This window comes from Streptomyces sp. NPDC046859 (assembly GCF_040645135.1).
In the GTDB taxonomy this organism is placed as follows: Bacteria; Actinomycetota; Actinomycetes; order Streptomycetales; family Streptomycetaceae; genus Streptomyces.
Map to the genome: position 1 here is coordinate 133,190 of NZ_JBEYXR010000017.1, position 22,853 is coordinate 156,042.

General features: G+C 67.6%; 21 protein-coding genes and 4 pseudogenes. 10 read left to right on the top strand and 15 right to left on the bottom strand.

The window, feature by feature from the left end:
* The first annotated feature begins 47 nt into the window (after nt 1–47).
* Complete coding sequence (gene tyrS, locus ABZ899_RS24695; RefSeq protein ID WP_361349995.1) at nt 48–1,451, top strand: tyrosine--tRNA ligase; 1,404 nt, start codon at nt 48–50, stop codon at nt 1,449–1,451.
* Nucleotides 1,452–1,898: 447 nt separating this feature from the next.
* Here tyrS and ABZ899_RS24700 read toward each other — a convergent pair whose 3' ends face one another.
* The 6 genes from ABZ899_RS24700 to ABZ899_RS24725 form a co-directional block, all read right to left on the bottom strand.
* Nucleotides 1,899–3,221 carry a ThiF family adenylyltransferase gene (locus ABZ899_RS24700; protein ID WP_361349997.1) on the bottom strand — a complete coding sequence of 441 codons (1,323 nt, stop codon included), beginning with the start codon at nt 3,219–3,221 and terminating at the stop codon, nt 1,899–1,901.
* Nucleotides 3,222–3,225: 4 nt separating this feature from the next.
* On the bottom strand, nt 3,226–3,633 hold the full coding sequence (locus ABZ899_RS24705; RefSeq protein WP_361349999.1) for an E2/UBC family protein: 408 nt from the start codon (nt 3,631–3,633) through the stop codon (nt 3,226–3,228).
* A gap of 4 nt (nt 3,634–3,637) precedes the next feature.
* On the bottom strand, nt 3,638–3,898 hold the full coding sequence (locus tag ABZ899_RS24710) for a multiubiquitin domain-containing protein (RefSeq protein WP_361350001.1): 261 nt from the start codon (nt 3,896–3,898) through the stop codon (nt 3,638–3,640).
* A 95-nt stretch (nt 3,899–3,993) separates the two neighbouring features.
* Nucleotides 3,994–5,742, bottom strand: a complete 1,749-nt coding sequence (locus tag ABZ899_RS24715) for an AAA family ATPase (RefSeq protein ID WP_361350003.1) — start codon at nt 5,740–5,742, stop codon at nt 3,994–3,996.
* Nucleotides 5,739–6,686, bottom strand: coding sequence for a hypothetical protein (locus ABZ899_RS24720; protein ID WP_361350005.1), 948 nt, complete (start codon nt 6,684–6,686; stop codon nt 5,739–5,741). Before ABZ899_RS24720 ends, ABZ899_RS24715 begins: the two co-directional genes overlap by 4 nt.
* Nucleotides 6,679–7,308: a hypothetical protein gene (locus ABZ899_RS24725; RefSeq protein ID WP_361350007.1), complete on the bottom strand. Its 630-nt coding sequence runs from the start codon at nt 7,306–7,308 to the stop codon at nt 6,679–6,681. The genes ABZ899_RS24720 and ABZ899_RS24725 overlap by 8 nt, the downstream gene beginning before the upstream one ends.
* Nucleotides 7,309–8,253: 945 nt before the next feature.
* Here ABZ899_RS24725 and ABZ899_RS24730 point away from each other — a divergent pair.
* From ABZ899_RS24730 to ABZ899_RS24745, 4 genes and pseudogenes are all read left to right on the top strand, one after another.
* Nucleotides 8,254–8,687: pseudogene (locus tag ABZ899_RS24730) on the top strand (GTP-binding protein); the annotation flags it as partial.
* 411 nt (nt 8,688–9,098) lie between these two features.
* On the top strand, nt 9,099–10,040 hold the full coding sequence (locus tag ABZ899_RS24735; RefSeq protein ID WP_361350009.1) for a permease: 942 nt from the start codon (nt 9,099–9,101) through the stop codon (nt 10,038–10,040).
* Nucleotides 10,037–10,762 (top strand): annotated as a pseudogene (locus tag ABZ899_RS24740) (TIGR03943 family protein). Before ABZ899_RS24735 ends, ABZ899_RS24740 begins: the two are co-directional and overlap by 4 nt.
* A gap of 173 nt (nt 10,763–10,935) precedes the next feature.
* Nucleotides 10,936–11,175, top strand: coding sequence for a hypothetical protein (locus tag ABZ899_RS24745; protein ID WP_361350011.1), 240 nt, complete (start codon nt 10,936–10,938; stop codon nt 11,173–11,175).
* 61 nt (nt 11,176–11,236) lie between these two features.
* On the opposite strand, the gene ABZ899_RS24750 is transcribed toward ABZ899_RS24745, so the two are convergent.
* The gene (locus ABZ899_RS24750; protein ID WP_361350013.1) at nt 11,237–12,082 is read right to left on the bottom strand and encodes an RNA polymerase sigma factor SigF; all 846 of its coding nucleotides are present in this window, start codon (nt 12,080–12,082) and stop codon (nt 11,237–11,239) included.
* A gap of 668 nt (nt 12,083–12,750) precedes the next feature.
* Nucleotides 12,751–13,218, bottom strand: coding sequence for a hypothetical protein (locus tag ABZ899_RS24755; protein ID WP_361350015.1), 468 nt, complete (start codon nt 13,216–13,218; stop codon nt 12,751–12,753).
* A 241-nt stretch (nt 13,219–13,459) separates the two neighbouring features.
* On the opposite strand from ABZ899_RS24755, the pseudogene ABZ899_RS24760 reads away from it, so the two are divergent.
* Nucleotides 13,460–13,561, top strand: a pseudogene (locus ABZ899_RS24760) (IS5/IS1182 family transposase); the annotation flags it as partial.
* 216 nt (nt 13,562–13,777) lie between these two features.
* Here ABZ899_RS24760 and ABZ899_RS24765 read toward each other — a convergent pair.
* Complete coding sequence (locus tag ABZ899_RS24765; protein ID WP_361350017.1) at nt 13,778–14,335, bottom strand: NIPSNAP family protein; 558 nt, start codon at nt 14,333–14,335, stop codon at nt 13,778–13,780.
* A 105-nt stretch (nt 14,336–14,440) separates the two neighbouring features.
* Between ABZ899_RS24765 and ABZ899_RS24770 the strand changes: the two genes are divergently transcribed.
* Complete coding sequence (locus tag ABZ899_RS24770) at nt 14,441–15,370, top strand: YafY family protein (protein WP_361350019.1); 930 nt, start codon at nt 14,441–14,443, stop codon at nt 15,368–15,370.
* Nucleotides 15,371–16,285: 915 nt separating this feature from the next.
* Nucleotides 16,286–16,510, top strand: a complete 225-nt coding sequence (locus tag ABZ899_RS24775) for a hypothetical protein (RefSeq protein WP_361350021.1) — start codon at nt 16,286–16,288, stop codon at nt 16,508–16,510.
* Here the strand turns inward: ABZ899_RS24775 and ABZ899_RS24780 are convergent.
* A complete protein-coding gene (locus tag ABZ899_RS24780) occupies nt 16,494–16,802 on the bottom strand; it encodes a hypothetical protein (protein WP_361350023.1) in 309 nt (102 codons plus the stop codon). The two genes, ABZ899_RS24775 and ABZ899_RS24780, sit on opposite strands and share 17 nt — an antisense overlap.
* A 364-nt stretch (nt 16,803–17,166) precedes the next feature.
* Nucleotides 17,167–17,701: pseudogene (locus ABZ899_RS24785) on the bottom strand (AAA family ATPase).
* Between the two features lie 537 nt (nt 17,702–18,238).
* Between ABZ899_RS24785 and ABZ899_RS24790 the strand changes: the two are divergent.
* Nucleotides 18,239–18,703 (top strand): hypothetical protein, encoded by a 465-nt coding sequence (locus ABZ899_RS24790; RefSeq protein WP_361350025.1) that lies wholly within the window; start codon nt 18,239–18,241, stop codon nt 18,701–18,703.
* A 258-nt stretch (nt 18,704–18,961) separates the two neighbouring features.
* Here ABZ899_RS24790 and ABZ899_RS24795 read toward each other — a convergent pair whose 3' ends face one another.
* The 3 genes from ABZ899_RS24795 to ABZ899_RS24805 all read right to left on the bottom strand — a co-directional run bounded on the left by ABZ899_RS24795 (nt 18,962) and on the right by ABZ899_RS24805 (nt 21,872).
* Entirely contained in the window at nt 18,962–20,422 is a 1,461-nt protein-coding gene (locus tag ABZ899_RS24795; protein ID WP_361350027.1) for a HAMP domain-containing sensor histidine kinase, read from the bottom strand.
* Entirely contained in the window at nt 20,419–21,195 is a 777-nt protein-coding gene (locus ABZ899_RS24800; RefSeq protein WP_361350029.1) for a response regulator transcription factor, read from the bottom strand. Before ABZ899_RS24800 ends, ABZ899_RS24795 begins: the two co-directional genes overlap by 4 nt.
* Nucleotides 21,196–21,371: 176 nt before the next feature.
* Nucleotides 21,372–21,872, bottom strand: coding sequence for a PepSY domain-containing protein (locus tag ABZ899_RS24805; protein WP_361350031.1), 501 nt, complete (start codon nt 21,870–21,872; stop codon nt 21,372–21,374).
* 75 nt (nt 21,873–21,947) lie between these two features.
* On the opposite strand from ABZ899_RS24805, the gene ABZ899_RS24810 reads away from it, so the two are divergent.
* Nucleotides 21,948–22,364 carry a DUF1232 domain-containing protein gene (locus ABZ899_RS24810; protein WP_361350033.1) on the top strand — a complete coding sequence of 139 codons (417 nt, stop codon included), beginning with the start codon at nt 21,948–21,950 and terminating at the stop codon, nt 22,362–22,364.
* 107 nt (nt 22,365–22,471) lie between these two features.
* Here the strand turns inward: ABZ899_RS24810 and ABZ899_RS24815 are convergent.
* Nucleotides 22,472–22,853 (bottom strand): zinc ribbon domain-containing protein (locus ABZ899_RS24815; RefSeq protein WP_361350035.1); only part of this gene is annotated, 382 nt, incomplete at its 5' end.

Below are 22,853 nucleotides of genomic sequence, written 5' to 3' on the forward strand. Positions count from 1 at the left end.
CCCTTACTGGTCAGGCCAGTTGTCCGACCCAGGAGCGTACAGGCGCCATGAGCCGTTTGAGTGAGTCCGTCACCCGTGTCATGCACATCCTCGATGGAGCGGACCTGGGCGCGGACTATACGGTCGCGCAGCTGCTCGGCGAGACAACAACGAGGCGCTCCCTCGACCTCTCCGACCTCTCTCCCCAGGAGCAGGCGGCCCTGGTCGAGGGGCGCGCGAATCACCTGATCCCCTCGGCCGCGGTGCTCGCCGAGAAGATCGAGGCCGCGCAGGCGGCGGGACGGCCGTTCGTCGTGAAGTACGGCATCGACCCGACCTCGCCCGATGTCCACCTCGGACACGCGGTACCGATCATCATCGCCAGCCGGTTCCAGCGGATGGGCCACCACGTCGTCTTCATCATCGGTGACGTCACGGCCAAGATCGGCGACCCTTCGGGACGCTCCTCGGAGCGACCGCCCCTCACCGACGACGACATCGCCCGCAACCTGAGCGGCTACCAGCAGCAGGTCACGCCGTTCATCGACTTCGAGCGTGCCAGCCTGCGCTTCAACGGCGAATGGCTGAACAAGGTCACCCTGCCGGAGCTCGTCGGGGTCCTCGCCCGGGTGCCGGTCTCCATGTCGCTCCAGCGCGAGGACTTCCGCACCCGGCTCGCCGAGGGCCACGGACTGTCCGTCGCCGAGTTCGTCTACTCCGTCGTCATGGCGTGGGACTCGGTGGCCATCGACGCCGACGTCGAACTCGGCGGCGTGGACCAGCTGCTGAACCTCCAGATGTGCCGCAAGGTCATGGAGATCTCGGACCAGACCCCCGAGGTCGTCATCACCACCCCGCTCATCGAGGGCACCGACGGCACGGGCACCAAGATGAGCAAGAGCAAGGGCAACTACGTGGGCCTGACGGCGTCGCCCGATGACGTATACGGCCGGCTGATGTCCATCCCCGACCACCTGACCGAGTCGTACCTCCAGCTGCTCACCGAGTGGACGGACGACGAGATTCGCGTAATCACCAAGCGCTTGGAGGAGGGAACTGCGCACCCGATGGCGGTCAAGCGCATCCTCGCCGGCGAGGTGGTGGCCGCCCTTCACGGCCTGGACGCGGCTGCCGCCGCCCGTGCGGAGTTCACGGCTCGCTTCTCCAAGCGGTCCTTCGGGGACACCCAGAACCTCCCCGTCGTCGCCCTGAAGGATCACGCCGACGACACGATCGGGGTGCTGGTCAGCCGCACGCTGGACTTCGCTCCCAGCATCTCCGCCGTGCGCCGCGTGGCTCAGCAGAAGGGCCTCCGCCTGATCCGCGAGTCGAACGGGGACCAGCAGCCGACGGCGCTCACGGAGGCTTCTGTCCAGCAGACGCTCGGCGCAGTCGTGAGCGAGGTCGGGGTACTTGAAGGTGCCGAGCTGTACCTCAAGGTGGGCCGCAAGGTCGCCCGCATCGATCTCTGAGATCAAGTGCGGCGCCGACTCACCTGCGTGAGTCGGCGCCGTTCTGTTGCCGTCTCCAGCGATGGAACTGACGCGTGCATGGGTTGAGTTTCTGCGGCCTAGCCTCTGACGCGGCCAGTTCTGGGTGGCCGACCCCGACGGCTGGGCACGTCCTTGCCTCACGGCAGTTGCAGAGCGGTGCACGCACGCCAATAGCACTATGCCTGATCGAACCACCGCACAGGACACAAGGCTGCGAGCAACGGGGCGCGAGGGAGCTCGATGCAGCAGAGCTACGGCACTAAGCACCGGAAGCTGTTCCAGGCAGGTCACGGGACGTCGAAACCGCCATGATCTTGGAAATTCGTACCTGTCCTGGTTCCGCTCCCCAACCGCCTATCGCACCGTCACGAACCGGTCAGCGGCCGACTGCGACGAAACCCTGCTCGCCCCCATCGCGAGGCCCCCTCACTTGTCGTACCCGCAGTCGATGCAGCCGGGGACACGCTCTGGAATCCGGCGAGGTCCGACCTGTGTGCCTGGAGACTTCAGAGTCCCGAACAGGTCGATATCGAGCCATCGTGCTGGCTCGCGGGCACCGGAGATCCATGCGCCGAGCTCGGCGAGCGCTGCATGGACGGTCAGCCCGTTCAGGTAGACAACCGAGGGGTTGGCGACGCCGGTTCCGTACCCGTGCAGGCGGTCGACGGCTTGCTGGTGGTCCGGTTTGGCCCAGCGTGAGATCTCTGCCGAGTCGAGTTCGTTCAGGCAGGTCAGGCACGCGGCGCCGGGCAGTCTGAAGAAGACATGGCCGCCGAGCGCGACAGGCTGCTGATGGTCATCGATGCCGGTGGCGATGTCGAGAAACGGGGTACGCGTGTCGATGGCGATCTGGTTGAGGCGGTGCCGCGGACCGTCGTGGTCAACGCAGCAGATGAGCAGGTCGACGTCGTGCAGTTCGGGATGTTCGCCAGCGGGTGTGAGCCCGGGGAAGATCTGAACCTCGATGCTCGGGTCGATCGCGCGCATACGGCGGCGCGTGACGATCGTCTTTGGGCTGCCAACATCTGCTTGGTCGGCAGTGACGAGCCGGTTCAGGTTGGTTGTCTCGACGAGGTCGTCGTCGAGGACGATGACATTACGGAAGCCGAGGTAAGCGAGCCCGAGCACGACGTGTGATCCGGTGCCTCCGGCGCCGACGACCGCCACGCGCAAGGCGGCGACGGCCGCTTGTGCTCGGGGCCCGAGGAGCGGGGTCTGGCGGGCGAACCGGGTATCGGTGGTAGCTGGCGCGTTAAGCACCTTGATGTTGTCGTCGAGCACGGTGACCGTGTCGAACGGCTTACGTTCGAGCTCGGCGTCAGCTTCGGCGCCGGGGCGCCACCAGTCGGCGCGGACCATTCCTCGCGCCCACACGGCGGCTGCGTAGGGCCTCCCGTTCAGCAGGTCGACCGCGTATGGCGACATTTCGGCGAGCGCGCGCTCATCGACGGGCGAGAATCTTGGTGGCTCCAGCCGGTGGTTGTGGAATTCGACGAGGCCCTGTCCGGTGGCGACCGCCTGGTTGTGGATGCGATCGAGCGCCACATCGGCCAAGCACCAGCCGTCGTGGTTCGGCTCGATCTCCTCGTCGCCGATGAGCGCGATATCGACGACCTCAAGGACGGGACCGCTCTCGCCGTTGTGCAGCAGCCTGGTGAAGGCAAAGGCGAATCGCTCGCCGTGCGCTTCGGCCAGATGCTGCTCGATGCGGTCCCAATGCTCGGGCCGCGTGAACTTCAGAGTGCTCATCGGTTCAGCTCGCCTCCTCGAAGCGGGAGAGAGCGCCGGCCAGGTAGTCCGTGAGGTTGCTGCCCAGTGCGGGGTCCACGTGGGGCTGCCAGTCGCTCGGGTCGATGTGGTAGGAGAACTGCAGCCAGGAGCGTCCGGCGTACTGCTGTATGCCCTGGCTGTTGCCGGGCGTTGCGCCGTCAGCAAGGGTCAGGTCCGGGCGCGCACAGATGTTGTCCGGCTGACCAGCGGGATAGTTCACGGGGACGGCGAACAGGACGTCGGTGTCGGTGTGGGACCAGCCTGCGGGAAGCGGGTGGTCTCGCAGCGCGACGACGAGGGCTTCAGCGTCGATGGTGGCGTTCGGGAACGCCTGGCGCAGGAGCTCCTCCTCCCGCGCCAGGCGTTCGGCGAGCCTGTCGGACACGGACATGCGATCAGCCTCGCTTGAAGCGAGGACGGCGCTTGAACTGTGCGCCGGGCACGAGGTGGACTGTCTCGTCGGGCGTGATCGTGGTGCGGGTTCCGTCCGGCAGGATCTGAACCAGGCCGTCGGCCGGGTTGATGCCAGCTATCGCCATGATCTGCGCACCGGTGATTGTCGGCTTGTCGTGGGTGTATTCCACGCCGTCAACCTCGAAGACGAATGTGGCGTGCTTGGTCTGGTCTGTCTCGGTCTGACTGTCTGCGGCTGCCATTTCGGGGGCCTCCAAGGTTCGACCCGTCGGATGCGGGCTTTCACCTCCTAGTCGTTGGCGGCAGGCCGTCCGCAACCCCTTCACGCAAGAGGATTTCAGGCCGAATCTGTGGTGGCGTAGGTCAACTCCACGACGTCCGGTGCGGCGCTGGCCAGACGGCGTGCCAGCCGTTCTTCGTAGGTGGTGATGAGGATTTGCCCTACGGTGCCCGCTTGGACGGCCGACACCAAGGTCTGGGCGACTGCGGCGCGGCGGCGCGGATCAAGGTGCTCGAGCGGTTCGTCGAAACACACGGTCGAGGCACGTGCAACCGAACTCGCCAGCAGCAGTCGCGTCACGAGCAGAGCGGTGGACCGTTCTCCGCCGCTCAGGTCGCCCACCATCAGCGTGGCGTCCCCGTGGGGGATGGTGAGGTTTCCATCGGCGCTGAAATGCAGACCGTCGGTGCCGAACACGAGCTTCCAGCGGCGGCCGACCTCGTGCGCGATCGGTTCGATGTAGTCGGTCAGGTAGCGGTCGGCCAGCCGGTGGATGGTCTTCTCGGTGACCTCCATGACCATGTCTTCACGCGCGGCCGCGATGAGGGTCGACTGATCTCGTGCGGCTTGCCGTAGTCTCGCCAGCTCGCTCCTAGCCGCTTCGAGTCGAGCCGCCGCATCACCGTGGCGTTCAGCGAGATCTGCGACGCGTTGACGTGCTTCTGCCAGCTCGGTGACTGCTTCTGCGCCAGGATCGTCGCCGACCGGTTCCGTCGGCGTGTGTAGCGTATTGAGCGCGTCGCGGAGCCCGGCAATCGCGCTCAGCCGCCCACGAGCCCGCGCAGTGTCGCGCACACGCTGTTCGATCTCGGCGTGCGCGGCGTGGTCCACACCGCCGTGCACGGAGGCCGCAGCCTCACGTTCGGCCGGCGTCAGTGGGCGAAGGCAGGTCGGACACTGATCCGTGGCGGACGCAAGGATCTCAGCAGCCGACGCTGCACGCGCTGCTCGAACCTCCGCCGCCGACGTGGCCGCCAGGCTGGACTCGAGCTCGCTCGAGGCTGCACGCTCGCTACTGGCGATCGCAGCCCTCGGATCCTGATCGCCGAGATCGACGGAACCGGCCATGCGTGCGACGAGTCGCCTTACCTGCTCGTCGAAGGCATGGGCGTTCTGCCGGTAGTCGCTCCAGGCCCGCGCGAAAGTTGCTGCCGGTTCCAGCCGGTGCGCTAGAGCGACCGCGGCCTGTCGCTGATCCGCGATCCCGGACAGTTCCGCATCCAACCGTGAGACGGTCTCGGTCATCGATGCGATGGCCTCGTCGGTCCCGCTCAAGTCATCGCGCAGAGTCTTGATCTTCGCCGCAAGCTCGGACCTCCGCGTATTGATCGCTTTGGCGGCCTGCAGCATAGGTGTGATGCCGAAAATATCGGCGAGGTGATCCTTGATCGGAAAGCCGGTGGCCTCCCCTTTCGCCCCGACGCCGAAGATCAGCGCGTCGAGAAGTCCCGGATCAGCACCCCAAGCACGGCGCAGGAGTTCCGCGTAGGCCTCTTCGTCGATCGCCATGCCGTTGGCCTTCGCAGCGAAGCGAGCGGTGCCGCTGCGCTTGATCGACCTGGTCAGCTGCACCTCGGTGTCCGCCAGCACCAAGTCCAGGCACACCGTCGCCGATTCGTGGCCGACGCGGACCGCCTGGCCGAGCCGGCGAGCCGGGGGCGCGCCGAGCAGACCCCATCGGACGGCCTCGACCAGCGACGTCTTGCCGACGCCGTTCGGAGCGACGAAGAAAGTCACCGGACGGCTGAGCTCCAGATTCAAAGTTTCGTAGGCCCGCCAATGGCTCAAGCGAATGCGTCGGATCACGATGCGGCAGCCTCCGCCATCTCTGCCAGATGATCTACGAAGTCATCTGGCATCAGGCCGCCCGTTTGCACGCTCACTACGAGGGCGGCGAGTTCCGCCTCGTCGACGTTGCCGAGTGCAAGCTGGCCTTCCTTCTTGTACTCGAGCCGAGGCTTCGCACGAAGAGCCTGCGCGATCTGTGCCCCACTCACCTCCCTCGCCACGGTGTCGAGAGCTGCTGTATCCGGAAGCACGTCGAAATCGGGGACCCGGTCCCAGCGCGGCAGGCGCCGCTCGAAGAACCGCCCCATGGCGAGCCCCAGAGGCTCCGGCAACATCGAGCTGTGAGGGTCGAGCCAGCCCAGCACCGGACTGATGGAACGCGTCACATCGGCAGGCGAGAGAACAACAGCCCGCGCGGCGTCAGCAGAAGTGACACAAATCGCCGAGATATCGGCGTACATGTTAAAGAACCGCCCGAATCCTTCCGGTGCGCTCGACCACGTGTCGGTATCACCCACGAGGACGGCTACCGCTTCCGCCAGCACAGCACACTGCGCAAACGCCCGCATACCCTCGGGTACATCCGGCGACCATGCGGGGGAGAATTCCACCGAGATGCGGCCTCGAAACCGAAAGGCCACGTCCTCAAGCGAGGCCTTGAGCGGTTCGTCCACTTCTCCGCCCGAGGCACGCAGAGCCGACTGGGCGGCCATGAGCAACGGAGCGGACGACACATCCGCCACCAGGCCCAATCGCCGAGCGACGGGGTCCTGCTCGAGAGGTGGGAGTTCCGGGTGTCGATCGGCCAACGCCTTCACGATCTCGAACTGCCCCGTGATCGTCTCTCGACGGCTCGGCGGTAGATCCGACAGGTCCGGCTGAGGGCCGAGGCCGCGTAGGAACAGTAGGTACTCCTCGATAAGCGCGTCGTTCAGGTTATCCAGTTCCTCGTTGTCAGTCACTGTGCCACCTCCCGTCCCGTGGTTCCTCTGCTTCGCTGCGCTTCGATTCGACGCAGCGTCTGATCGCCTCGATGGCGCGCTTTCGCTGCCGACTCGCTGCTTGGTGCGTTTTGCCCTTGCGGAACGCCCAGTCGGACAAGAGCTCCTCTCCCATGATCGTCTCTACGACGAGATCGCGTTGCTCATCGGTCAGAAACCCGAAACATCTTTCGGCCAGGGCGACCACTCGTTCGTCTTCCTCGGCGGCTCGCACGTCGTCGTCATGGAACTCCACCGCCGCGGTAGTTACCCGGTCGGCAAGGAACTTCTTGATCCCTTCGCGCTCACGCACGACTCCCCTGCCGATGTCCTGCCCCCGTCGGTAAGCGATCATCTTCGCCAGCCCGGTGACCGATGACACATCAGCGGGATCTTTAATACGCAACTGCTCGAACGCCTCGCAGACGGCATCCTGGACGTCGTGGGGATCTGGAATGGAAGAGGTGATCGAGCGAATCCCAAGCCGGGCGGCCTGGTACATGGCGCCGCGGACCGCCGCATAGAGCTCAAGTCCGTCGAGCCGCCCCTGTCGCCATCCAAGTAGCAGCTTTTCAGCTTCGGTGTCCGTCCCAGGCTCGTCCATCACTCGTACGTCGACCGGAAGGCGCCGACCGCAACCCCCACCCTGAAGATTTTTTTGGCCGCGCATCGTTCCTGCGCGCGGTACCACTCTGCCCCAGTGGGTTCCCATGCGAACCAGAAGTTGCGAAGCCAGAACGCAGCGGGTAGACGCGAGTTGACAAGAAGGGTCTCGTCGCAGCTGGCCGCCGTCCGGTTCGTTGGGCGGTAGGGGGCGGAACCAGGGGCTGGTCCGGGGCGCGGCGATGGTCAGGAGCTGGCCGAGTCCCGCACGTTCTGGTCGAAGTGGCCGCCGACACTTACACCACCCGGTGGAAACGGGGGCCGGACAGTTGGACGAGCTTCGCGCGATACACCCCCGGCTCACCGCAGCCCGCGCCGCTTGGGCCGCGCGGACCGACACGACGGCCAACGCCGAAGGCCGCGTAATCCCACCGCCTCAAGAATCACCCCCAGTCTCCTGCGGCTCCAGCGTCCTGCTCCGACGGCTGTCGCAAACGCCCAGCCCAGAGGCCCAGCCCGCACCTCCGCTCCAGGGACTTTTCAGGGACTTTCAGCCCTGTCTGAGGGACTTCCGAGGGACTTTCTGCCGCCTAACGCGGCAAGCCCCCGAGAGATCGGAAAGGGCCTCCGACGCAGGTCAGAGGCCCTTTCTCAGGCAAAGCCGCAGGTGGCAGCAGACGAGTCGGGCTGTACGCCGGGTTCTGTCGCCCGACCAAGGACAAGGGCACCAACCAATCTTGGCCGATCAGGTCGCGCTATTCACCGCTTGACGAGGGCCGCGTGACTCCTGCGGCTGATCGGCTTGTGCAGCGCCCATGCAAGATGATCTTCGAACGATTCGTTTGCGCAGGTCAGATGCGTCGTATAGGAGTTCGGACATCTGACCAGCAGGACTCAGGAGGTCTGCGCTCAGCGTCGCCTACCTGAACTGGCCATCGCCGACCTGGACGTGGAGGCGGCCGCTGCCGCCCAGCACCCGGCCTGCGCCCTGCTCCCCCAGGACGCGGACGAAGCCGGAGTCACCACCTTCGTCTGGCACCTCCACCGTCCGTTCCACCCGGAGCGCCTCTACGAGGCACTGGAGGATCTCTGCTGCGCCGCGGCCCGCAGCCGCGGACGGTTCTGGCTCGCCGATCGCCCCGACACCCTCCTCTCCGGGGACGCCACCGGCGGAGCCCTGTGCGTGGAGAGCGCCGGCCCCTGGCTGGCTGTACTGCCCGACGCCGCCTGGGACCTGGTCCCGCCCGTACGCCGGGCCGCGGCCGCCCTGGACTGACATCCAGAGCACGGCGACCGCTGCCAGCACCTCGCCTTCACCTCTCCCGGCCTCGACCGCGACAGGCTCGCACAATGCTCGACTCCTGCCTGCTCACCGACGCCACGCTCGTCGGTCGGCCCACATCTCTCGCACACTCACGGCATGCGCGGGGCCGTGACCGTTCAGGCACTCAGGACCGTGGCGGGAGCGCGTACGCGGTGGGGCCGCCAGAGCCTACCGTGGCTGAATTCGTCCGCGACAGCGGCCGTTGGGCCGGGGATGCGGCGGAAGGACGCCGCACCCGATCTCCGGCCTGATGAACGGCCGACGCGCGGCCGCCGTAGTCATAGGAGCTCTACCGATCCAGCACGGCCGCCGGAGGAGTCCCACCCGTGACCACCACGAGACCAGCCCTCACCGCAGGGACGGACGACCGGAACACGGGGACAACGGCGCGGGACGTCGCCCCGGGACCGGCGGACACCGCGCCGGAACACGCTCGCGGGGACCGTGGCGCCGGTGAAGGCCGGCGCGTGGACTCCTCCCTGCTGATGATCATAGTCCTGCTCGGGGCCGTCATGGCGCAGGATCCGATCCGCGAGGCGCTCGCCGCTCCGGTGGCGCAGAGCTGGATGACGGTGTTCGTGGCGGTGGTGCTCCAGGCGCTGCCGTTCCTGGTGCTGGGCGTCTTGCTGTCCGCGGCGCTCGCGGTCTTCGTTCCCTCCTCGTTCTTCGCCCGCGCGCTGCCCCGCCGGCCGGGGCTCGCCGTGCCGGTCGCGGGGATGGCGGGTGCGGTGCTGCCGGGCTGCGAGTGCGCGTCGGTCCCGGTGGCGGGGGCGCTCATGCGGCGCGGTGTGGCGCCTGCGGCGGCCATCGCGTTCCTGCTGTCCGCGCCGGCGATCAACCCGGTCGTACTGACGGCGACAGCGGTGGCGTTCCCCCGTCATCCGGAGATGGTTCCGGCCCGGTTCGCGGCCAGCCTGCTCGTCGCGTGCGCGATGGGCTGGTTGTGGCAACGGTTCGGCCGTACCGACTGGCTGCGTCCACCGGCCCGCGTGCGGCAGGCGGGGCAGAGCAGGGGCGCTGCGTTCTGGGACTCCGTCCGGCACGACGTGATGCACGCGGGCGGATTCCTGGTGCTGGGCGCGATGGCGGCCGCGACGCTTAAGGCGGTGGTCCCGGCGGACTGGCTGGGCACCGTGGCTGGCAGTCCCCTGGCGGCCGTGGGGGCACTGGCGGTCCTGGCCGTGCTGCTGTCGATCTGTTCCGAGGCGGACGCCTTCGTGGCGGCCTCGCTGACGGAGTTCTCTCTGACGGCGAAGCTGGCGTTTCTGGTGGTCGGTCCGATGGTCGACCTGAAGCTGTTCGCGATGCAGGCCGGTACCTTCGGCCGCGGCTTCGCTCTCCGCTTCGCCCCGGCCACGTTCGTGCTGGCGATCGCGGCAGCGGTCCTGACCGGGGCGGTGCTCTGGTGAACCGGCAGGCCCAGGTGGTCATCATGTTGCTCGTCGGCGCGGTCCTCCTGCACGCCGGGGCCACGGATCTGTATCTGCGGTACCTGAAGGCGGGACTGCGGCCGCTGCTGCTGGCGGCCGGAGCGGTGCTGATCGCCGGAGCGCTGGCGCCGGTGTGGTACGGCTTGAAGCGGCGCGGTCACCGCCCCGACGACGACCACGACCATGTCCACGGGCACCGCGAACCACGTGTCTCGTGACTGCTGCTGATCCCCCTCCTCGCCCTGATCCTCGTGGCGCCGCCGGCGCCGGGCTCCTACAGCGCGATGCGCGCGGGTACGGCGCTGCAGCAGCCCTACGGCTACGCGAGGCTGCCGGCCTCGGACCCGCTCCCGATCGGCCTGGCCGACTACGCGGGCCGCGCGGTGTACGACCACGGCCGGTCGCTGGACCACCGGAGGGTGCGGATCACCGGCTTCGTCGCGCTGGACGCGCGCGGAGCGCCGTATCTGGTCCGCATGACGCTGAACTGCTGCGCCGCGGACGCCCAGCCGGTGAAGCTGGCCCTGACGGGCGACGTCCCGCCGGTCCTGCGACCGGACACCTGGCTGCGGGTCACCGGCGTGTACACCCCGCAGCAGATCAAGGACCCGGTGAACGGACGCCCGGTCCCGTACCTGCGCGTCACCGAGGCGAGACTAGTACCGGCGCCGCGCGATCCGTATGACGAACTCCCGAACTAGGGTCCGTCTTCAAACGGATCTTGCCCGGAGCAGGAATGACGTGAGTGTGTCCGCTGCTCCGTAGGAGGTGGCGGTCTCCTTGTGCCGGGCGGGGGCGTACCGAAGCAGTCCGACCCGAAGGAATCCACCACCTCTTCCCCCGGCTCAGCGGCACGTCGGGCAGGGAGCGGCTCGTGAACGGACAGGACGGACGGGGCCGCCAGGACCGTGCGGACGCGGTGGACCGCGAGATGGCCGCACGCCTGCTGCCCGGTCCCGTTGTACGGGCGCTGGACCGCTGGTGGGAGACGAATGCGGCTGCATACGCGGACGCACCCGGCGCGCACATGATCCGGTACACGCCCGGCCGGCGGGCGCACATCACTCCGTGTGAATGCGCGCTGTTCACCACCGCCTGGGAGACATCCGGCTAAGCGGCACCCCATCCGGGAGCAGACGAGGGCGCGTCAGCGACCGCTGTCGGCGCGTGCCCGCTCAGCGGGTGGTGAGCAGGCCGTCGCGCAGACGGGCCAGGCAGCGTGAGAGCAGCCGGGAGACGTGCATCTGCGAGACGCCGAGGCGCTCACCGATCTGGCCCTGTGTGAGTTCTTCCACGAACCGCATGTGGATGATCTGCCGATCACGTTCGTCGAGGTCGGCGATCAGTGGAGCCAAGGCTTGGAAATCCTCCACCAACCCCAGCGCCGCATCCTCGGCGCCGATGAAGTCCTGCAGCACCGCCTCGCCGTCAGCACTCGCGCTGACGGCGGCGTCCAGAGAAGAGGAGGTGTAGCCGTTGGCAGCCAGACGGGCCTCGCGTACCTCCTCCTCGGGCAGGGACATCAGCTCGGAGAGCTCCTTGGTGGTGGGGGTGCGGCCCAGCCGGCTGCTGAGCTCTTCGCTTGCCTTGGCGAGCTGGGTGCGGGCCTCCTGCAGGCGGCGGGGCACGTGGACGGCCCAGGTGGTGTCGCGGAAGAACCGCTTGATCTCGCCGACGATGTAGGGGATGGCGAAGGAGGTGAACTCCGCCTCCCGCGAGAGCTCGAACCGGTCGATGGCCTTGATCAGGCCGATCATGCCGACCTGGACGATGTCCTCCATCTCCTCCGGCCCCCGGCTGCGGAACCGGCCGGCCGCGTAGCGGACCAGGGACATGTTCATCTCGATCAGTGTGTTGCGGGCGTAGCTGTAGGCGGGCGTACCCTCCTCCAGCACCGCCAGCTGCCCGAAGAAGAGCTTCGACAGTGCGCGGGCGTCGCGCGGCGCCACGCTGGAGGGATCGGCGATCTCCGGCAGCTCCACCGACTGCAGGTCCGAAGCCGTCGCGCTCATGAACGCCATCACATGTCCCTCCCACATCCCCAGAGTCAGCCGCATCCGGCCGCCGCCGATGCGCGGATACCCCCTCCTCCTGTATTAACACCTGGGTTCCGAACGAAGAAGGGCTCCTGCTCGAGCGGACCGCAGCCCGCAGGACATCCGACGGGGGCACGCCAGCCCGGGCGGAGAGGGGGTGGCCGCGAACGGTATGGGCCAGGTTGAGGCCTTGGCGGGCGAGCGGACCGGGGCGGCGGCCCTTGGCCGGGTTATCGGCCTTCTCGGCTTTCCCTCAGGTGTAGGTTCTGGCACAGATCTTGGGGAGCAGTCGCGGAGCGTCACCTCGGTGATGTGCCGTTGCGAAGGAGACCGGTGACCTTTCAGCCGCCCCGCTCATGGACGGGAACCGCGATCCGCCGACGGCCCTGCTGTTCCCATCACACCAACCCGACGGTGACGCGGCCGAACCCGCTTCACCTCGCCATGCTGCACGACCTGGCCACGCTCCACCGCGTCCGGTCCCTCCGCTACCGCGAGGCGCACTCCGACTCGGCCGGAAGCGCCCGTAGGAAGGCTGCGTCGCCACCTTGACGCCGCCCAAGGCTCCGTCCATTCTCTGCGTGTCCGGTTCGATGAGGGATCGGGTGGCCCGGTAGTAGCGTTTACGGCCCGTGACAGCTTCTGGGACGCGGTCAGCCCAGCTTCTCGTGGGCCGCGTTGAGGAAGATGTTCATGGGGCTGCGCAGGTGGTCCCATGCGGCTTCGGAGCCGCCGAGGTCCTCCCACAGGACGTGGTGCACCGCGCCCGCGTAGTTCCAGGCAACCTGGTACAGCTCTGGACCGATGAGGACCAAGATCATCCGTTCGCAGATCCAGAGACGTTCGATGAGAAGCCGCTCGGCTGCGGCCCACTCCGGCGTGCGACCGGAGGACCAGTCGGGTGCTTCATAGCGTTCCTCGGCGAGGCGTATTCCCTGCTGCGTGAGCTGGATGAACTCCCTTATCACTTCGAGCCGTTCGACGCGGCGGGCCTCTGCAAGCTGCGTGACCTGGCGCTTGTCCTCGGTACGGGTGGCCTGTCGGGTGGTGATGAGCTGTGCCAGGAAGGACATGCCCCCGCCGAGTACGACACCGATCAACGACGCCCAGAACTGATTCACCCGTTCACGTTAGCCTCAGGGGTTGTGCCGTTCACACCAGGGCCAGATGCAGCGTACGAGGCTTTGCGTGATGTCAGTGCCACAACTTCGAAGCGAAGCAGACAGATCAGATGCCAGGGCCCGCGGCAGGCGGCCAGGCCGGTGAGCCGGCCTACCTCGCGATCGGACGGTCACGCGGTGCGCGGACTGAATCACTCCCACGCGGAGGTGCTTCGGTTGTGGTCCCGCGTCACGGATCTGACTCAAGCAGTGGCGCGGCCTTTCCACACGAACCGACAAGCTCGCCATTGCTTACCAGGCCGCGCTATGCCTTGCTGGCATCCTCATCCGGACCCGACACCGACCAAAGAGACAGAACCTGGCAAAGCCTCCAGACGTGCCGGTGGGTTGCACCTCTCTCGATGCGGACACGCGGGTAGGAGCCGATAGGCTGCTTCACCTGGGAAGTGACTCCGACAGGGGGAGAACAGGGACCACGAAAAAATCCCCATTCTCGCTGGCCAGAGGCGCTTTCGCTTGCCTGAGCACCCGCCGGACAACACGTTTCACGAGCGCGTGGTCAGGAATTCCAAGGCTTCACTGGCTCCAGCCGCAGCCGTCGGGTCGGCCAAGGCGCCGGCTCGGCCTGGCCGAACCAGATCCGGACGTCCTCCCCCGTGCGGACGGGCAAGCGGGGAAAGTCGTTGTCAGCGTGCTCCGTGCGGTGCAGCGCGTGGCCCGGGCCCAGGTTCCGGGCGGCATACGCCTCGAAATCGGCCGGGTCCGTGGGGTGGCAGACAGTCGCGGACACCTGCCTCGCACCCGGCTCCGGCGTGAAGCCCGGGCCGCGCAGCAACAGGACGTCGTCGCTATCGATCATGGTGGCGTTGGCGGTCTCGCGGTGCTCCCGCCAAACCGGGCCGGTGTAGAACGCCTCCAGTGCGCGCCGGCGGTGCGCCATGTCGGGGAACGCGCGCAGCCAGACGAAGCGGTCCGGGTCGTCCAGGTCGCGGAACCGGCCACCGACGGTGATGCCGACCGCCTGCTGACCGGTCACGAACTCGCGCTCGAACAGCTCGATCAGCGTCTCCCGGGCGCCGGGATGCAGGGTGTACTGCCGGAATTCAACGATGCTCATGCGGTGGCCTGCCTAGTGCGCGTGAAGTCCATGGTCCAGTTGTCGTCCATGCGCCGCAGGCTAGGGCCGGTCTGCTGACATCTGCTGTCAGTGGATACTGACAGCATGCGTGCGAGTCGGCTGGTCACTCTGCTTCTGCTGCTCCAGAACCGGGGCCGGATGACGGCCCGGCAGTTGGCCGACGAACTCGAGGTCTCCGTCCGGACGGTTTACCGGGACGTCGAGGCGCTCGGTGCCGCCGGTATCCCGCTGTACGGCGCCGCCGGCCACGCCGGCGGCTACCGGCTGGTCGACGGCTACCGGACCCGGCTCACCGGGCTGACCGCGAAAGAGGCGCAGGCCGCGTTCCTCGCCGCACTCCCCGGAACCGCCGCCGAACTCGGCCTCGGCGATGCGCTCGCCACCGCCCAGCTCAAGCTGCGAGCCGCCCTTTCGACCGAGCTGCGCGAGCACGCCGAGCGGATCCAGAAACACTTCCTGCTCGACGCACCCGGCTGGTACGGCGACGCCGAGCAGGTGCCTCACCTAGCCGCGGTCGCCGCCGCGGTGTGGGCGCGGCGGGAGGTGGTACTGCGGTACCGGCGCTGGCGGGCGCCGGAGGAGATCGAGCGACGGGTGGAGCCGTACGGGCTCGTCCTCAAGGCCGGCCGCTGGTACCTGGTCGCCAACGGGCCGTCCGGGATCCGCACCTACCGAGTCGACCAGATCCTCGAAATCCGGCCGCTGGAAGAAGAGTTCGTCATTCCGGAGGGGTTCGACCTGGGCGGGTACTGGAGTGGCTATCTGGCCGACTTCCGAGCACGACTGCACACATCGGAGGCCCTAGTGCGGCTCACCGCGGAGGGCGCACGCCGCCTCGGCGTGACACCCACGGGTCAGGGATGGACGGAGTCCCGCGTGCCCATCGAGTCGATCGACCACGCTCACCGAGAGTTCCTGCGACTGGGCGCCGATGTCGAGGTCCTGGCACCGGCCGAACTACGCAACCGCATTGCCGAGACGGCACGAACCCTAGCCAACCGCTACGAACGGTGACCTTGGGCAGAAGTCTTTCCCGAACCGGGCACCGGCCACCCGCACACGCGTAGAGGACTCGATGTGCCCCGTCACCTGAGGTCCTGACCGCACCAAGACGCTGAACAAATCCCATCGCGCCAGGTCAGCGGTACTCCTCATTTCTTTGGTCAAGCGTCGGCCAACCACGCTCGTGAAAGCGCGAGGTCAGGACGTGTCCGGCCGAACGGGTGACTGCTCGCACTCAGGCGTCATATGGGCATGGGACAACGCGGTCGACCCCACCATCGTGCGCGCTCATCGGCACGCTCCAGGCGCTCGAACCCGGCCGCCGCCGGCACCCGCGTCAACCGCCCGATGTCTACTGGACGTTGACCCAGCCCCGGCGAACAGCTGCAACTGCCGGGTTCACCTGGGTGTCGGTCTAATCGGGTGCGTGGAAAGCGTGGTCGGCTACCTGGCACCCGGCCCGGTCCGCGACCGACTCGTCACCTGGACCGCAGCCCGACCGCTCCTGCCTTGCCCTCCAGCAATCGGATCGCTTCAACTGAGTTCTTCAAGGCGAGCTTTAATGAAGGCGGACGAAGATCAGAACGGAACCGACAGACCGGAGTCGCGCGGGCGGGCCAGAGCAACGGACATGCACTGCTGAACAGTCCTGCCGTCGGCTCGCATCCCATGCGCCAACGGGCCACCGCTGGCGGCGAACGTCCACGTTGGCGCGTTGCCAGCCAGTCTCTCGGCGTCCATCCTGATCATGGCGTTCACACCCTGCTCGCCCAACCACTCCAAAATCAGAAGCGTTACGTCCTCGACACCGCATTCCTCATCGATTTTCGGCCAACGGTCTCGGTCCCCAGTCATCACCCCGACTCTGTCGAGTCCCCGGAGGCGGTCCAGGGGCCCCACCCGGCAGGTTCAGAGAAGCCTGCAGCAGTGCCTATGCTCCGCCTCGACCTGGCCCAGGAGTCCCGGCTGCTGGAGATCGAGGCCAACACCCGGCAACGTCTTGGAGAGGCTCAACGAAGGCAGTGGACAGGTGAGGTCGCCGGTCTGCGGGAGAGCCTGCGGCACATCGCCGACAAGAGGCAGCAGGCCGAAACCGACCAAGGGGAGGACGGCGTCGCCGCTCTTGGTTGGGCGATCATGCCTCCGCGATGATCCGGGCCTTCAGCCGTTCGTATTCGACAACGGCGTCCGGCTCATGATCGAAGTAGTCGTCCCAGAAACCCGGCCGCTGCCACTCCCGGGGCGCCAGGGTCAGTCGGCCGTCGTCCAGTCCGGTGACCCAACAGGTCGGCATCCGATCCGAGACGATCTCGAACATGTCGGCGTCCCACAGTCCGGGCGAGTCGATCTCGTCCCGCCGCGCACTGCGGTCAGGGAGGCGAAACAGGGTCCGCGGCCGGGCAGTGAGCACTTCGAGGACCGGGTACTCCTCACCGATCCGCACGCCCGGATGCTCGCTGACGACCGTCGAGGTCCCAGGCTGGATGATTTTGACGCATCGGACAATCACTGCTGCAGCCTACGTAGTTCCCGACTCCGCCAGCCCTCCGGACTTCGGGCAACGACAAGGGCGACGCCACCAGGACTGCTACGACCTCGTGAAGCGCGGGTCAGCGAGAAGCACCACACGGTCCGCGTCGACATCGAAGCCGAGCACCGCGTGAGCGGAATCCATCTCCGGCGCAAACAGCACAGGCTTGCTTGCTGTGGTTGGGGGTGAGAGCGACGCGACCCACCTCATGGTCGGAGTGGGGTACGGCGCGGCCGCACCCGTGGTGGGCCTCGTGGTCGGGGCGGGGCCACGCGACTCAGCGGTCAACCGCGGGTAGGTGGGCCAGGCCGGTGTCGTTCATGATGCGGTCGACGGTCTCGTGCAGGGCGCTGTCGGCGCCGATGACGGTCTCGATACCGTCGGGCAGCAGATCGCGCGCCCGGTACCAGTCGCGCAGTTGCGTCTCGTTGACGTCGTCTGCGATCGGCTTGGTGGCGTGGCGGGCGAGGGTTTCACCGAACGGCACGTCCAGGTAGTAGCCGTGGGTCGGGCCGCGGTGGTCGGCACGCAGTTGCGCAAGCATGTCACCGTAGCGGTCGGCGTAGAGGATGCCTTCGACCACGACATGGAATCCGGCGTCCAGGGCATAGCGGGCGGTCAGGTCGATCAGGCCGATGTTCGCCGCTCCCGGCCGGTCGCGCTCCCGCAGCACGATGCGGCGGAGGTTGTCCTGGCCGACCAGGGCCAGGCCGCGCCCGAACCGCTCACGCAGGCCGGCCGCGACGGACGACTTCCCCGAAGGCGCTGTTGCCGCGGAGCACGACCAGCCGGGTTTCTTCGGAACCCACCATCACGGCAATCACGCTACCGACGACCGGTCACAGCGCCGGGGGTGTTCCGAGCCGATCAGTTATAGCGCGTGGTCGAGGGGTGGTGATCGGGCCGGCCCAGGTGTGATCGCGGCTTCAGCCGGATCGGTGGCCGGGGCCCGTGTAGTCTCCGCAAACGCTCATGATCAGGTGGCAGCTTCCTCGAGGACGTGCTCTTCGGAAGGTCCCGGCCGGCATGAACCGGTCAAAGATCAAGAACTGTCGCACCCCTGAGACACGCTGGGTCCCGCAACGGCGGTTTGCGATCGTCGGAAGGCGGCGCGAGCATTTTTATAAAGCGACGGCGGGCCAAGCCGGGAATGCTGGCCTCATGGGAGGAGGGACGCGTCCTTCGTTCTGCGGCACTCCTACAGACGTCACTGTGAAGGCGGCGACGGCGAAGGCCCCCGACCGATGTTCCTGGTCAGGGGCCCTTCGCCTGCGGTGGGTGTGGGATTTGAAGCCACGGTGACGTCGCCGCCGCGACGGTTTCAAGCCCGTGCTTCTAACATGATCTGCATGGACATGCGCAGGATCGTCGCAGTGCTGGCCGAGGAAGCTGAACAGCAGATCCACGGCCAGGTGTGGAGACTGGACCCGAGCGACCGCGCACTCGCCCTTGATACCGAAGCCGGCCTGCGCGACGCTGTCGGCCCGCCGAACGTCCAAGAGGACTTGCCGCAGATCAAGCGGCTCGAACACCTGCGGGAAACTCTCGCCGTCCTGGCCATCTCCCTCGCACGTACTCACGGCCGTCTGGCCTGGTTTCTCTCCGGCGCTCTCAACGCCCTCGAACCGGTCCTGCGCTGGCGCGCCATGCCAGCCGACCATGGCGGCAGCTTTGGCACTCTCCTCCCCAGGCCTGAGGAATACACAGAGGCGGAGGATGCCGTCCGCCGACTCCAAGACGCCCTTGCCGTGATCGTCGCCGAGACGGTGGACCTCGGCAGCGTTCGCCCAAATCAGGAGGCAAACGGGGATTGAGGCGGCGAGAGCACAGAGCCCGACACACGTCCAAGCCCGAGAGAATGGCCGTGCTAGTCACGGCTGGGTGCGGTGACTGACACCAGCGGCTGACACCAACAAGCACGAACAGCAGCGTTCGGCGGCGGACCTCAGTGGAAGATCGGCCGAGGCGCAGGCGGGGTTGACCGACGTCGACGGTCCCCTGTGATCGACCTGATAAGGATGAGCCACAGGTTCTGGGAAAGCCACCCGCCCTGGTGCGTGGATACAGGACCTTCAACGCCGTCCGGTTGTCTGGGGCCAGCGGTCGAGGCTCCAAGATGCGCTCACGTCGCCGGCCGCTGCGTGAGGGTCCCGTGCCAGGGGGGTTGTGACGGGCCGCAGCCGTACGCGGGCGTCGAGGCCGGTGTCGGGGGCGGGATGGAGGGTGACGGTCCCCCCAGAGGTGTCGACGAGGTGGCGAACGATGGGCAGGCCGAGACCGGTGCCGTCATGGTGGGTGTCGGAGGCGCGCCAAAAGCGGTCGAAGGCACGTTGGCGTTCTGCTTCGCTCATGCCGGGGCCCTGGTCGATGACGTGCAACTCGATACCGTGGGGCACGTGGTGGACCGCCAGGGTGATGGTGCCGCCGGGGGGTGAGACGCGAAGGGCGTTGGCTAGCAGGTTGTCGATGATCTGTTCCAGCGCGCCGGGGATGGCCCACACCTGGCCGACCGGTCGCCCGGTGGTGGCGATACGAACGTCGTGTTCGGCGGCGAAGGGAGCCCAAGTGGCGGCCCGGTCAGCGACGACGGTGCCGAGGTCGACGGCTTCCGGGGTGGTGGCGGCGGATTCGAGGCGGGCCAGGGAAAGCAGCCCCTGGATCATGCGTCCGAGGCGTTCGGTCTCACCGATTGCTTCGTCCAGGCTGTCGTGGGCGGCCGGGTCGAGGTGGGGCTCGAAGTTCTCCAGCCGGATCCGCAACGCCGTCAGGGGGGTTTTGAGCTGGTGGGAGGCTTCGGCGGCGAAGGCGCGCTGAGAGGCGAGGAGGTGTTGCAGACGGGTCGCGGTGTGGGTGAAAGAGGCGGCCAGACGGCGTAGTTCGGGCGGACCGAGGTCGGTGGCGGGCGGGTTGGTGAGGGTGCCGTCGGCTAGCTGGGTGGTGGCTCGTTCCAGGGCACGGACGGGGCGGATGATCCAGCGGGCCAGCGCCAGGGCGATCAGTGTCGTGGCTGCCAGGACGCCCAGGCCGGTCAGGGCGAGGGTGAGCCAGATGTCGCGGACCCGGCCGTCCAGGACGTCGGTGGAATAGCTGAGGCGCAGGGCGCCGCGGATGGTCTCGCCGGAGGAGCCGGGGACGGTGACGTAGCGGGTCCCGATGCCGCTGTCCGCGTCGGGCCCGATGCCGAGGGTGGTCTGGTTGCGCAGGGCGGTGGCGATGTCAGGCTGTGCGGACAGGTCGGTGCCGACGGGGGTGGTGGAGGCGGAGTCGGTCAGGACGGCTCCAGTGCGGTCCACGACGACCAGCCGGGCTCCCGTCCGCTCCGCGTAGTCGGCTGCCAGCTCGGGCAGTTGGTCGGTTCTGCCCTCCTCAATGTGTTCCTCGGCGAGTTCGGCCAGCATTCCGGCGTCCCGTTCGATGCTGTTGGACAGGCGGGACGTTTCAGCGCGGGCGAACAGGAGACCGAAAGGGATCTCCAGACCGAGCAGGACGAGCAGGACGAGTCCGAGATAGCTGGCCAACAGACGCCGGGTCATGTCCGTGCCTCCTGTCTTGCGCTGTGAGGCGGTGCTGCGGCCTCAGGGGCGTGGAGGCGGAAGCCGACCCGGCGGACGTTCTCGACCCAGGCGGGATCGCCCAGTTTGCGGCGCAGGGCGGCCACGTGCACGTCCAGCGTCTTGGTGGGGCCGAAGAAGTGTGGATCCCACACCTGGTCGACGATCTGCTGGCGCGAGCAGACCGCGCCCGGGTCCAGAGCGAGGTAGGCCAGCAGGTCGAACTCTTTCGGGGCCAGGGTGAGGGGGACGCCGTGGAGGCGGACCTGGCGGGTGCGGCGGTCGATGACCAGCGGTCCCACCGCCTGCGGTGCGTCCGCCGGCGCGGGATCGGGGGCGGGCGTGGGGACGGGGCGGCCCGGGTCGGCCGCGCCGCCGGAGGTGCCGACGCCTGTCATGGCCTGTGGGCGGATGCGGCGGGTGACGGCGCGGATGCGGGCGACCAGTTCGCGGACGCCGAATGGCTTGGCCATATAGTCGTCGGCACCCAGCTCGAGGCCCAGGACCCGATCGATCTCCTCGCCCCGGGCGGTGATCATGATGATCGGTACGTCCGAGCGCCGACGCAGGGCACGGCAGACATCGAGGCCGTCCATGTCCGGCAGGCCCAGGTCGAGCAGCACCATCTCCGGCTCAGGCGCGGCCAGCGCCGCCGAGCCGGTGCGCGCCCGCTCCACGGTGTACCCGTAGCGGGCCAGGCCCTCGGCCAGTGGGCCGGCGATCCGTTCGTCGTCTTCGATGAGCAGCACCTTCATGGCGTCAGGCTCACACCCCCACTGCTGAGCGGTCATGATCACACCAGCCCGTCCCGGTCGTCCGGACAGTCTCTGTTACGCGTTCGGGGACGCATCCGCTCAACGAAGACAGCCGAGCTCGTCGGCTGCGGGCACCTGCTCCGCGGCCGACGGAGCCGGGCCCGCCGTGAGGCGGGTCAGTCGTCGTCGCCGGCCTCGTCCTTGGTCTTGACGACCTTGTAGGTCTTTGGGTCGAGGTAGACCTCCACCTCGCTGCCGTCAGCCTTCTTGATCTCCACCGCGTACATACCGGGGTTCTCGGCGTCCTCCTCGGACTTGACCACCGTTCCGGGGAAGGCTGCCACCGCCGCGGCCTCCGCCTTCTGCTTGACTTCACCGGTCAACGGGGTCTCCACCGGGTCGCCGCTCTCCTCACCCTCGGCCTGCGCACTGCCGTCCGCAGCCTGGCCGGCCGCAGCGCTGTTCGAGGACGAAGCGGAATCACCGGAGTCCGAGCCGCCGCAGGCGGCCAGTCCGGCCAGCAGGGCGGCGGTGATCGCAGCGGCGGCCAGGGCGCGCTGGGGAGCGTTCATGTCGAGGTTCTCCAAGAGGTCGGGGACGTACAGACGGCCGGACAGCAGCAGAACACCGGAGGTCCGGGCCGTTTCGGGGACGTCAACGACCCTAGAATCAGGCACTCAAGCAAGAAGCCAGAGAGCAGCCAGGAAACCGATAAGAAACGCCCAACCTTCAGCCGTGGGAGAATTCCGAGCATGAACACCTGGTGGCCCTTCGTGCTGTCCGTGATCGGCGGACTGCTCATGCTGTGGCTGCTCGTCCTTGTCTGCCTGGCGCTTGTCCGTCCGCGCGGGAACCTGCTGGTCGAGTCGATCCGGCTGCTGCCCGACCTGCTGCGACTCATCCCCCGTCTCGCCCGCGACCGGGCTCTGCCTCAGCGGATACGTATCCAGCTGTGGCTGTTGCTGGGCTACCTGGCGCTGCCTTTCGACCTTGTGCCGGACTTCATCCCCGTCCTCGGGTACGCCGACGACGTCATCGTCGTCGCCGTCGTCCTACGCTCCGTCGTTCGCCATGCCGGAACTGACGCCCTGGACAGCCATTGGCCCGGCACAGAAGACGGGCTCTCTGCCGTGCGGCGACTCGCCGGACTACCCGCCGCCACGGACTGACAGCAGCATTTGAACCGGCACCAACGCCAGACAGCAATAGCTACGATTGACTTGCACCTCGGGCTGAAGCCCGGGGATTCTGGCCTTCCTGACCGGTTGCTGTGCCGCTATGCGGCACGGTTTCCGGTGGGGATTCCGTGGCTTCCTGTTTCTTCGCGCTGTGCCGGGATTGCTCCTGATCTTACCGGCGCTCCGCAGGCTGATACCGCCAGTCCGGCGGCCTGTTTGATGTTGATCGCGGCGTTGGTGTCCCGGTCGTGGACGGTGCCGCAGGCGCTACAGGTCCATTCCCGGACGTTGAGGGGTTTGGGCCCGTCGACGGTGCCGCAGGCGTGGCAGGTCTGGGAGGTCGGTGCGAACCGGCCGATCTTGACCAGGATGCGGCCGTACCGGACGGCTTTGTACTCCAGCATGCTGATGAAGGATGACCATCCGGCGTCGTGCACGGACTTGGCCAGCCTGGTGCGGGCCAGTCCCGCCACCGAGAGG

Bases quoted from the DNA above. Each gene is read 5' to 3' on its own strand.
- tyrS (WP_361349995.1), top strand. From the start codon at position 48: ATGAGCCGTTTGAGTGAGTCCGTCACCCGTGTCATGCACATCCTCGAT.
- ABZ899_RS24700 (WP_361349997.1), bottom strand. From the start codon at position 3,221: ATGAGCACTCTGAAGTTCACGCGGCCCGAGCATTGGGACCGCATCGAG.
- ABZ899_RS24705 (WP_361349999.1), bottom strand. From the start codon at position 3,633: ATGTCCGTGTCCGACAGGCTCGCCGAACGCCTGGCGCGGGAGGAGGAG.
- ABZ899_RS24710 (WP_361350001.1), bottom strand. From the start codon at position 3,898: ATGGCAGCCGCAGACAGTCAGACCGAGACAGACCAGACCAAGCACGCC.
- ABZ899_RS24725 (WP_361350007.1), bottom strand. From the start codon at position 7,308: ATGGACGAGCCTGGGACGGACACCGAAGCTGAAAAGCTGCTACTTGGA.
- ABZ899_RS24750 (WP_361350013.1), bottom strand. From the start codon at position 12,082: ATGGCGTTCATGAGCGCGACGGCTTCGGACCTGCAGTCGGTGGAGCTG.
- ABZ899_RS24765 (WP_361350017.1), bottom strand. From the start codon at position 14,335: ATGAGCATCGTTGAATTCCGGCAGTACACCCTGCATCCCGGCGCCCGG.
- ABZ899_RS24770 (WP_361350019.1), top strand. From the start codon at position 14,441: ATGCGTGCGAGTCGGCTGGTCACTCTGCTTCTGCTGCTCCAGAACCGG.
- ABZ899_RS24790 (WP_361350025.1), top strand. From the start codon at position 18,239: ATGGACATGCGCAGGATCGTCGCAGTGCTGGCCGAGGAAGCTGAACAG.
- ABZ899_RS24795 (WP_361350027.1), bottom strand. From the start codon at position 20,422: ATGACCCGGCGTCTGTTGGCCAGCTATCTCGGACTCGTCCTGCTCGTC.
- ABZ899_RS24800 (WP_361350029.1), bottom strand. From the start codon at position 21,195: ATGAAGGTGCTGCTCATCGAAGACGACGAACGGATCGCCGGCCCACTG.
- ABZ899_RS24810 (WP_361350033.1), top strand. From the start codon at position 21,948: ATGAACACCTGGTGGCCCTTCGTGCTGTCCGTGATCGGCGGACTGCTC.